The organism is Paenibacillus sp. 32O-W (genome assembly GCF_007679495.1).
Taxonomy (GTDB): domain Bacteria; phylum Bacillota; class Bacilli; order Paenibacillales; family NBRC-103111; genus Paenibacillus_L; species Paenibacillus_L residui.
Map to the genome: position 1 here is coordinate 1 of NZ_VEGP01000110.1, position 9,418 is coordinate 9,418.

Sequence of the window (9,418 nt, forward strand, 5' to 3'; positions counted from 1 at the left end):
AGTTTATCCAGTTAGTTTGATCATTTTCGCCCATTCGCTTGAATCTACCTGTACAAAATACAGTTAGACGTGCCGCTTCACTTGCAACGATGCCTGCAGACGGTAAAATAGACGGATTTTCAAGGCAGTTGAGTCACATATTAGAAATCGGCTGCAAACTACCTGTATAAAATACAGTCAGATCGGCCTCAGAATGGAGTATTATTGCAAATAACGGAAGTGTTAAGAGTAGAACTACTTCAAAACGAGTGTGGGGCTGCCAAAAAGTGGGATAAACAGTCGATTAAATGCCAAAATAGTCGATTCAATTTCAATATAGTAGATTCAATTCCAAACAGTGGAATATATAGTGGATTCAATTTCAAATAATGGAATAAACAGTCGGTCCAATGCTAAATAGTGAAATATGCGGTCTATTCACTGCAAAATAAAACAGTCGGATTACTTGTATAATGGGCAATAATGGCAGGGGAATACAGTTGGATAACTGCCAAATGGAAAATATTTACAACAAAAAATACAGTTACATCGCAGCATAGAAGATCAACGGGGCCCCTAACTACCCGCAGTGCAGAGCCGCAACGCATCGTGCGGTGGGAGTCTCATGCGGTGTGAAAAAATGCCGGCAAAGCAGCGACCCGCGCCAAGAGAGGCGCGGGTCGCTGTAGTTGCCGCATCCCATATTGCCGGGTATATATTTTACCCTCGGATTCCGCGAGCGGGCGTTTACTTGCCCGAAACCGGCATTTGCCGGAAGGCATGCTCGGCGGCGCGGATAGTTTCGTCGATATCTTCGTCCGTATGACGGATGGTTAGGAACCATGCCTCATACTTCGATGGCGCCAGGCAGATGCCCTGCTCCAGCATTAACCGGAAAAACTGGGCGAACTGTTCGCTGTCCGTGTCCTGCGCCTCCTCGTAATTCGTTACGGGATGGTCGCAGAAATGCGTGGAGAACGCGCCCCCGATCCGGTTGATCGTGAGCGGGATCCCGGCGCGCACGGCGGCGGCGGCGATGCCCTCCGTGAGCCGGCTGGCGACGCGCTCGAGCCTGTCGTAGGTGCCTGGCTCCTCCAGCACCTCCAGACAGGCGAGCCCTGCGGAAATCGAAGCCGGGTTGCCGGCCATCGTTCCGGCTTGATAAGCCGGGCCCAATGGGGCAACCTGCTCCATGATTTCCCGCCGGCCGCCATAGGCTCCGATCGGCAATCCGCCGCCGATGATCTTGCCGAGCGCGGTCAGATCGGGCTCGATCGCGCGCAACGCTGCGGCATCGGCGAGGCCGAGGCCGGGATAGGTCTGGGCTGCGCCATAGTGGAAGCGGAAGCCGGTGATCACCTCGTCATAGATGACGAGTGCACCGTGTTCCCTGGCCAGGCGGCACAGCCCCTCGAGAAAGCCCGGCTGCGGCATCACCATGCCGAAGTTGCCGACGATCGGCTCCACCATGACCGCGGCCGTTTCGCTTCCCCAACGCTCGAGAGCTGTCCCCAGCGCGTCCAGATCGTTGTACGGAACGGTGATCACTTCGTTGGCGATGGAGACCGGCACTCCTGCGCTGTCCGGTGTGCCCAGCGTGGAAGGCCCCGAGCCCGCGGCCACCAGAACGAGATCGGAATGCCCGTGGTAGCAGCCGGCGAACTTGATTACCTTGGTCCGGCCGGTGTAGGCGCGGGCGACCCGGATGGTCGTCATGACCGCCTCCGTCCCCGAGTTGACGAAGCGGACTTTATCGAGGGAAGGTACGGCCTTCTTCAATTTGCTGGCGAATTCGATTTCCAGCTCGGTCGGGGTGCCGTACAGCGTTCCGTTCTGCGCCGCGCGGCAGATGGCCTCGGTCACTTTAGGATGGGCGTGCCCGAGAATAATAGGGCCGTAAGCGGCAAGATAGTCTATGTATCGGTTGCCGTCCTCATCCCAGAAATAAGCTCCTTCTCCTCTCTTCATAAATACAGGCGCTCCTCCGCCTACCGCTTTAAAAGAACGCGAGGGACTGTTCACCCCTCCGACAATATGTTCGAGCGCTTCTTGATACAGCGCTTCGGATCGTGTTCTGTCCATGTTTCCTCATCCTTTGGATTCCTATTATAGATCAAGCGCCCCTTCCGGGGCGCTTGCGGGCGCTGACCGATAGAATCAGCACCCAAGGTCCTGCCTATCCCTTCATGCTTGGCGCCGATGCTATCGCTTCGGATTCGGCGTAGCTTTGTTGGTTGGTGAATTAGATGCAGGTGTTGGAGAAACGGAAGGGGAGGGGGATACCGCCTCCTCTGCTTCCTTGTTGAACAAATCCTCTATATACTGGTGCAGCTTTTTCGTGTCGACGGTAACTACCGAGGCTCCTCCGATTTTTTTCTCCTGAAGAAGGCTCATCGGCGGAATTTGCTCGCTGGTCAATCCTTCCGTCTTGGCGTCGTACCCAAGCGATGCCAGCTTCAGCATATCGTTCATCGGAATATTCGTCTCGATATAAGGATCGATGCTCTGCAGGATGTTGGGCAGCCTCAGCAGCGATGTCGTGGACTGCATCTTTTTCGCCAGGGCCGACAGGAAGTTGCGCTGCCGCTCCGTTCTTGTATAGTCACCAGTCGCATCATGCCGGAAGCGAACGTATTGAATTGCCTTCTCCCCATCCAAATGCTGATAACCTTTTTTCAGATCAATTTTAAAGTTGTCGTAGCTGTCATAGTAATACATGTCTTTCTCAACTTCATAATCAATTCCGCCCACTGCGTCCACTAATGCGACAAAGCCCTGGAAGTCCGTGTAAATATAGTACTGTATCGGAATGCCCAGTAATTCACTAGCTGTTCTCATTGCGAGATTTGGGCCGCCGAATGCGAGGGCTGCATTAATCCGATCGGAATTATGCCCGGGAATTTTCACATAAGTATCTCTTAGAATAGAAAATAAGTACGACTTTTTGGTAACCGGATCAATCGAGGCTACGAGCATCGTATCGGACCGGGGAGCTTCATTCGGGTCCCTGGCATCTCCTCCCAAGAGAAGAATATTAACCCTCTCTTTGCCTTCCCATTTGGGCGGCGGAGGATTGGTAGTCGGGTTTCCCGGGGAGAAAAATTTCGACTGTTCCGTGGGATCGACATAAATTTTATTGGCAAAATCGTATATATGATAAGCGAAATAGCCTATGATTCCCAGCAGCAGAACACACAGGGAAACCACAATCCATTTGATTTTTTTTCGCATGGGGAACTCCCTTCATTTGGTATATGAGCGAAGGCAATGAGCTTTTGGCATAAAGGCGGTTGTTCATGTATTATTAGCTAATAGAGATAAATTAACTCTTATCTCCGTGGTTGAAACGTCCGTCCGGCCAGTCCCGGACCGCATGAAGGCTGGGCTGCTATACGGAGCAGGAGCAATATTTCCCGGCGTACAAGCCTTCTGTCGGCTTAAATAACGGACACGAAACGACAACTCTTGGCAGCATCATGCAAAATCTATCACTTATTATAGTTCTTTCGTCTGTATTACCGCAAGTGGGCCGATTTTGCTAGATTTGACATAATGAGGGAGGGATTTGCCATGTCGGCCATCAAGGTTCGTGATTTATACAAGCAGTTCAAAGTTCAGAAAAACCGGGAGGGTCTGAAGGGCGCGCTCCAGGACCTGTTCAAAAGAGAGTACCGTCAAATTACGGCGGTTGACCATATATCGTTCGACATTCCCGAAGGGGAAATATGCGGATATATCGGGGAGAACGGCGCCGGCAAGTCGACTACGATCAAGATGCTGACCGGTATTCTGGTGCCGACCTCGGGCGAGCTGAAAGTCAACGGATATGTCCCGTACAAGGAAAGGGAGAAATTCGTGCGCGAAATCGGCGTCGTATTCGGTCAGCGCAGCCAGCTCTGGTGGGATATCGGCGTAATTGAATCGTTCCAGCTTCTGAGCAAAGTCTATCGGGTGGAGCCTGAGGTATTCCGGCCTCGGTTCGACGAGTTGGTGGAGCGGCTTCAGCTTCAGGAGCTGCTGCACAGGCCGGTGCGCAAATTAAGCCTGGGACAGCGCATGCGGTGTGAATTGGCGGCATCTCTGCTGCATAATCCGTCCATCCTGTTTCTGGATGAGCCGACAATCGGCCTGGATATCGTAGTGAAGACAGAAATTCGCGAATTCCTCAAATCTTTAAATCAGCGGTATGGGACTACTATTCTGCTGACCACTCATGATTTGCAGGATATAGAAGCGCTGTGCTCCAGAGTCATTATGCTGGACGAAGGGAAAATTATTTATGACGGCGGTCTGGAAGAGCTGAAGAGCCGCTGGGGTCAAGGCAAGGAGGTCGTTTTCCGTTTCGCCGCCCCGGTGATTATCGGTCAATTGGAGGCGATGACGGCCGGCTTGCAGGTACGGTGGACTCTCGAAGCGAGCACCATAGCAAGGGTTTGGGTTCCGGCGGAAACCAGTATATCGGAAGTGCTGGGCCGGGTGGTAGGAGCCGCTTCCGTAGAAGATGTCAAAATCATAGAAACAGAGACGGACGATATTGTGAGAGAGATCTATAAATCCGGAAGCTCCTCAGCGGCAGATCGTCTGCCCGGAGGAGGAAGAGGCAGCGGCACGACGACGGAATCGCCCGGCCAAGAGGAAGAGGAAGCCGTGCTTGCCGGAGGGGGCCGTGCTTCTTCATGATGAGCGCTTATTTGGACTTGATCCGCATCCGTTTCTTGATGATGCTGGCTTACAGGGTTAATTATTATTCAGGTATCGTAATTTATGTCATTAATATTGGGGCGCAATATTTTCTGTGGCAGGCCATCTACCAGGGCAAAGATTCGCTGGCCGGCCTCGATGCCGTCCAGATGACGACCTATGTAGCTATTTCCTGGATGGCGAGAGCATTTTACTTCAATAATCTGGACCGGGAAATTGCCAGTGAAATCCGGGACGGCAGTGTTGCCGTGCAGATGATCCGGCCCTATAACTATCTGGTCGTCAAAATGATGCAGGCGATGGGCGAAGGAATCTTCCGCCTGCTTCTATTCTCGGTGCCCGGAATGATCATTGCCTCGCTGCTGTTTCCAGTCCGACTGCCGTCTGATCCGGGGGTATGGTTTGCTTTTGCGGGGATGCTGCTGTTCAGTTTTCTGATCAACTCGCAGATCAATATCCTCACCGGGCTCTTTGCCTTCTTTGTGGAAAATAATGAGGGCATGATGCGGATGAAAAGGGTCGCGGTTGACCTGTTCTCCGGCCTCGTTATCCCGATTTCCTTCTTCCCGGAATGGGGGCAGGCGGTAATGAAGCTGCTGCCTTTCCAGGCGATTACCTATTTGCCCGGAGCAGTGTTCGCCGGCAATGCGGCAGGGACCACGGCAGCCGGAGTGCTGAGCGTACAGCTCTTCTGGTTTGCGGTCCTGATCGTTCCGATCCTCATCATGTGGCGGTCGGCCAGAAACCGATTGTTCGTACAGGGAGGGTAGTCCATGTTTTATGCTTCTTTGTTCTGGGATTATTTGAAAAACTACATGAAAACAAGGCTGACCTACCGCGCCGATTTCTGGATAGAAGTGCTGTCGGACCTGCTGTTTCAGGCCATGAACCTGTTTTTTATTCTCGCGGTATTCCTGCATACGGATTACCTTGGAGGATGGAATCAGGCCGAAATTTTGTTTATTTACGGATTTTTCATGATCCCCTATGGAGTGTTTAGCTGCTTCTTTAATTTATGGAACTTTACCGAAAGGTATATTGTCAAAGGAGAGATGGACCGGGTGCTGACCCGGCCTGCCTACCATCTGGCCCAGCTTGTGCTGGAGAATATGGACCCTGCTTCTTTGGTCGGATCGCTGGCCGGTGCGGTGGTCATGGGATATGCATGGACTCAGCTGGATATTACGCTGGCATGGTACGATCCGATCGTTTTTATCGTTTTATTGATTGGAGCGGTATTGATTTATTTGGGAGTTTACGCATCCTTGACGGCGGTATCCTTCTTCATCGATGCCCCGACGGGCATTCTGCCGCTGATGTGGAATATCCAAAATTATGGGCGGTATCCGGTCAATGTTTATAACCGATTCATTCGGGCGCTGCTTACCTGGGTTATTCCTTTTGCTTTCGTCGGATTTTATCCGGCGTCGTATTTTCTGGACCGTGCCAATTGGGGATGGGCCGCTCTATTAACACCGGTAGTCGGATTGATCTTCGCATTCATCGGACTAAGCATATGGAATTATGGGGTGCGGAGATATCGCGGGGCAGGCTCCTGATCATTTAAAATAGAATCAGTAGAACCGGTTTCCATGGATTAGTCGGGAAGATTTTGAAGCATATTAAAAGGAAAGGGGGGATAGGTAACCATGTCTACTCAGTTTCAACCGGGTGAGGCCGTTCCCGATTTCACTCTGCCGGCCTCTAACGGGGAGGAAGTAAGCCTAAGCGGCTTCCGCGGCCATAAAGTGGTCCTCTTTTTCTATCCTAAAGATTTAACGCCGACTTGCACCCAGCAATCCTGCGATTTTCGGGACCATCATACACGCTTTGCGCAGGCCGGGGCTGCTGTTATTGGGGTAAGTCCGGATTCTGTGAAATCGCACCGCAAGTTTATTGAGAAGCACAACCTTCCGTTTCTTCTATTGGCCGATGAGGAGCAGAAGGTCTGCCGGCTATATGGAGTTTGGAAGCTGAAGCAAATGTTCGGGCGGGAATACATGGGCGTGGAACGATCGACATTCGTCATCGACGAGCAGGGAAGGTTGATTCAGGAATGGCGCAAAGTGAGACTTAAAGGCCATATGGAAGCGGTTCTGACGGCGCTCACGAACGGAGAGAAAGCGTCATGAGCGGCCGGGAACGCGATATGATTTCACCTTTATCCAGCTCGGTTAACGTCTATTTCGTTGCCGGAATAGGCACCTGGTTTTCCGGAAATATGTTCGCCCCGGCCATGCAGCTGCTGGCGGACAAATTCCGGGAGGGCGGCTGCTCCCGCATTCATTCGACGGCCTTTTATCCTTATGGCACCATGGATCATCTACCGCGCAGCCGGATCCGGATAACGATGCTTCGTCAAGCGATTCAGGTGATCTGTGACATGTACCGCCGGCCCGATCGCTCTCCGGCTATCGTCGGGCTGACGCGGGACATCCGGAAAGATTACGGGCGTTCCGGCGAAGGGGACATTGTCCTGGTAGGCCATAGCGGAGGCGGCATTGCGGCTTACGGTGCAGCGCGGCTGTTATCCGGCCAGGGCTATTCCGTCCCCCATGTCGTACAGGTCGGTTCCCCCGAATGCCATATTGTTCCTGAGTGGCGGGAACGGGTCTACCGGCTTCGCCAGCCGGGCTGGAAGGATTGGGCCACCTGGTGGCGATTGTCGCTGTTTTCCCATCCTCTGCGCAGAGATACCGTCTCCATTGAGAAGGGACACCCATACTATTTCTGCCCCGACACCAAGGATAAGGATGGGGTTTCTAATCTGTCGAAGGTAATAGATAAAATATGGGAGGGGCTCCGTTATGAAGCGGAACAGGAATTCCAATCAGAGCTTGAGCCCAATGTGTAGCAACGTGCCGTTTATGTAATGATAAAAAGGCATTCCAGAGCTTCTGCTAGGTCCGGAATGCCTTTTTTTCTGTTCAAAGAGGTTGGAAATAACGATTATGTTTATCGCAAACGGATGGTTGCAGAAAATGTATTGGCTCGAATACCCCAGGCTACTCCCTTTGGACAGCTATCCCCCTCGCTCAGCACCGTTGTACCGGGACAGCGGATTAGCCCTATCCTTGCGCCAAATATTATTGAATCGTCAGCGGACCGAGCTGCTGCGGATTACCAATTGGTTTGGAATAATGACATCCTTTGCTATGGAAGCATCGGTTTCTCCCGCTAATAACTGCAGCAGCAGTCGGGCAGCTTCGACGCCCAGGCCAAGCTTGTCCTGTCTGACAGTGCTCAGCGGCGGAGAGAAGTGTTCAGCCGCCTGGATGTCATCATAACCGATCACGGCGACATCTTGTGGAACGGACAGCCCGTATTCCTGCAAAGCAGCTATGGCTCCGAAGGCCATCAAGTCGTTGCCGGCAAAAATGGCGTCAAATTCGGTGTCCGTTGCGAGGAAAGCGGCAACCGCATCGGAGGCGGATGTTTTGTCCGCATTTCCATGAAGAATCAAGGCTTCATCCACATCCATCCCAGCCTCCGCAAGGGCTTGGCGATAGCCTGCGAATCGTTCATTGTCATGATAGGTATCCAGGATCCCCCGAATGAAAACAATCTTCCGCCGGCCCTGCTCCAGCAGATGCTTCGTCGCTTCATAAGCCCCTTGACGATAGTCCGAGGTGACGCAGAACAGCGGGATACGCTCGCTGATACGCTTGCCGACAAGGACATACGGCAAATTGCGGTCGTAGTAATATTGCAAATAGGCCTCATCGATATACTCACCCATAATGATAAGGCCATCGACCTTGCGCCTGTCTCCGATGCGTTTCCAATATTGACGGTCTGTGACGCTCCGGTTGGAATACAAGAGAAGGTCATAGCTGTAATTTGTTAAAAACGACTGCACCCCTTGCAGCACTTCATAAAAAAGATGATGCGCCAGAAACAGGGGATTGTGTCCGAATACGACAATCCCGATATTTTCCGTCTTTCCCCCGGCCAGGCTGCGGGCTTGCGCATGGGGCTGGTACCCGGTTTCCTTAATGATGCGCAGCACCTTTTCACGGACTTCGCTCCTGACCCCCGGTTGATTATTCACTACCCGTGATACCGTTCCGCGTGAAACTCCGGCCAGCTTGGCTATGGTTTCCAATGTATGAGACAAAATCAGCCACCACCATTTCTATATATCGGTAATCTGGAAAAAACAAGGTTGTTGCATTTTAGGAAAGAAGGCGCAGGAACCTTCATGTTATGTATAATTGGAATAATTGTAGAGGATGGGGACCCCTGCCAAAACTCGCTTTGTTGGGAGTGACTTCATATTATGAGCGAATGTAAATTTATTCTCCTACAAGCCTCTATTGGCCCTGTACAATCACGTTTGCGGCCCCTGGTGACTTCTATCTTGTCCCATTCCTACAACTTATTATCGGGTCGCAGTTACGGCGTGTCTACTTTTTAGTCCACTCGCATCGCCGGGAATGTAACTGTATTTTATACAGGTAGTTTGAACAGGCTTCAAAAGATGACTAAACTACATGGAAAAACTACATTTAAAATAGAAGAATTATGTTGATATCGCCCATTTTGCTCAAACTAAATGGAGTTTTGCAGCTTAGTCTACATTTTTTGTCCATAAGGAGCAAAACTAGCTGTATGAAATCCATTTAGACCCCCATACCGCTGACCGCGACACCATTAGATGATGAAAATGGATGGATTTTCAAGGTAGAATAGAGTTGAATTGCTTCAATAGTGTGAAATTTGAAAACTAAATGGAATT

Annotated in this window: 8 protein-coding genes; 5 read left to right on the top strand and 3 right to left on the bottom strand. The window is 51.5% G+C overall.

Annotation, left to right across the window (positions count from 1 at the left end; all coding sequences use genetic code 11):
* Positions 1-726 precede the first annotated feature (726 nt).
* Positions 727-2,061, bottom strand: a complete 1,335-nt coding sequence (locus FS806_RS24320; RefSeq protein WP_144941837.1) for a glutamate-1-semialdehyde 2,1-aminomutase — start codon at positions 2,059-2,061, stop codon at positions 727-729.
* Positions 2,062-2,181: 120 nt separating this feature from the next.
* Complete coding sequence (locus FS806_RS24325; RefSeq protein ID WP_144941839.1) at positions 2,182-3,210, bottom strand: LCP family protein; 1,029 nt, start codon at positions 3,208-3,210, stop codon at positions 2,182-2,184.
* 339 nt (positions 3,211-3,549) lie between these two features.
* On the opposite strand from FS806_RS24325, the gene FS806_RS24330 reads away from it, so the two are divergent.
* The 5 genes from FS806_RS24330 (at position 3,550) to FS806_RS24350 (ending at position 7,534) form a co-directional block, all read left to right on the top strand.
* Complete coding sequence (locus tag FS806_RS24330) at positions 3,550-4,659, top strand: ABC transporter ATP-binding protein (protein ID WP_144941841.1); 1,110 nt, start codon at positions 3,550-3,552, stop codon at positions 4,657-4,659.
* On the top strand, positions 4,656-5,450 hold the full coding sequence (locus tag FS806_RS24335; RefSeq protein WP_144941843.1) for an ABC transporter permease: 795 nt from the start codon (positions 4,656-4,658) through the stop codon (positions 5,448-5,450). Before FS806_RS24330 ends, FS806_RS24335 begins: the two co-directional genes overlap by 4 nt.
* Before the next feature lie 3 nt (positions 5,451-5,453).
* On the top strand, positions 5,454-6,239 hold the full coding sequence (locus FS806_RS24340; RefSeq protein ID WP_144941845.1) for an ABC transporter permease: 786 nt from the start codon (positions 5,454-5,456) through the stop codon (positions 6,237-6,239).
* A 90-nt stretch (positions 6,240-6,329) separates the two neighbouring features.
* Entirely contained in the window at positions 6,330-6,812 is a 483-nt protein-coding gene (gene bcp, locus FS806_RS24345) for a thioredoxin-dependent thiol peroxidase (protein ID WP_144941847.1), read from the top strand.
* Entirely contained in the window at positions 6,809-7,534 is a 726-nt protein-coding gene (locus tag FS806_RS24350) for a hypothetical protein (protein ID WP_144941849.1), read from the top strand. The genes bcp and FS806_RS24350 overlap by 4 nt, the downstream gene beginning before the upstream one ends.
* A 243-nt stretch (positions 7,535-7,777) precedes the next feature.
* Here FS806_RS24350 and FS806_RS24355 read toward each other — a convergent pair whose 3' ends face one another.
* The gene (locus tag FS806_RS24355; protein ID WP_144941851.1) at positions 7,778-8,797 is read right to left on the bottom strand and encodes a LacI family DNA-binding transcriptional regulator; all 1,020 of its coding nucleotides are present in this window, start codon (positions 8,795-8,797) and stop codon (positions 7,778-7,780) included.
* Positions 8,798-9,418 lie beyond the last annotated feature (621 nt).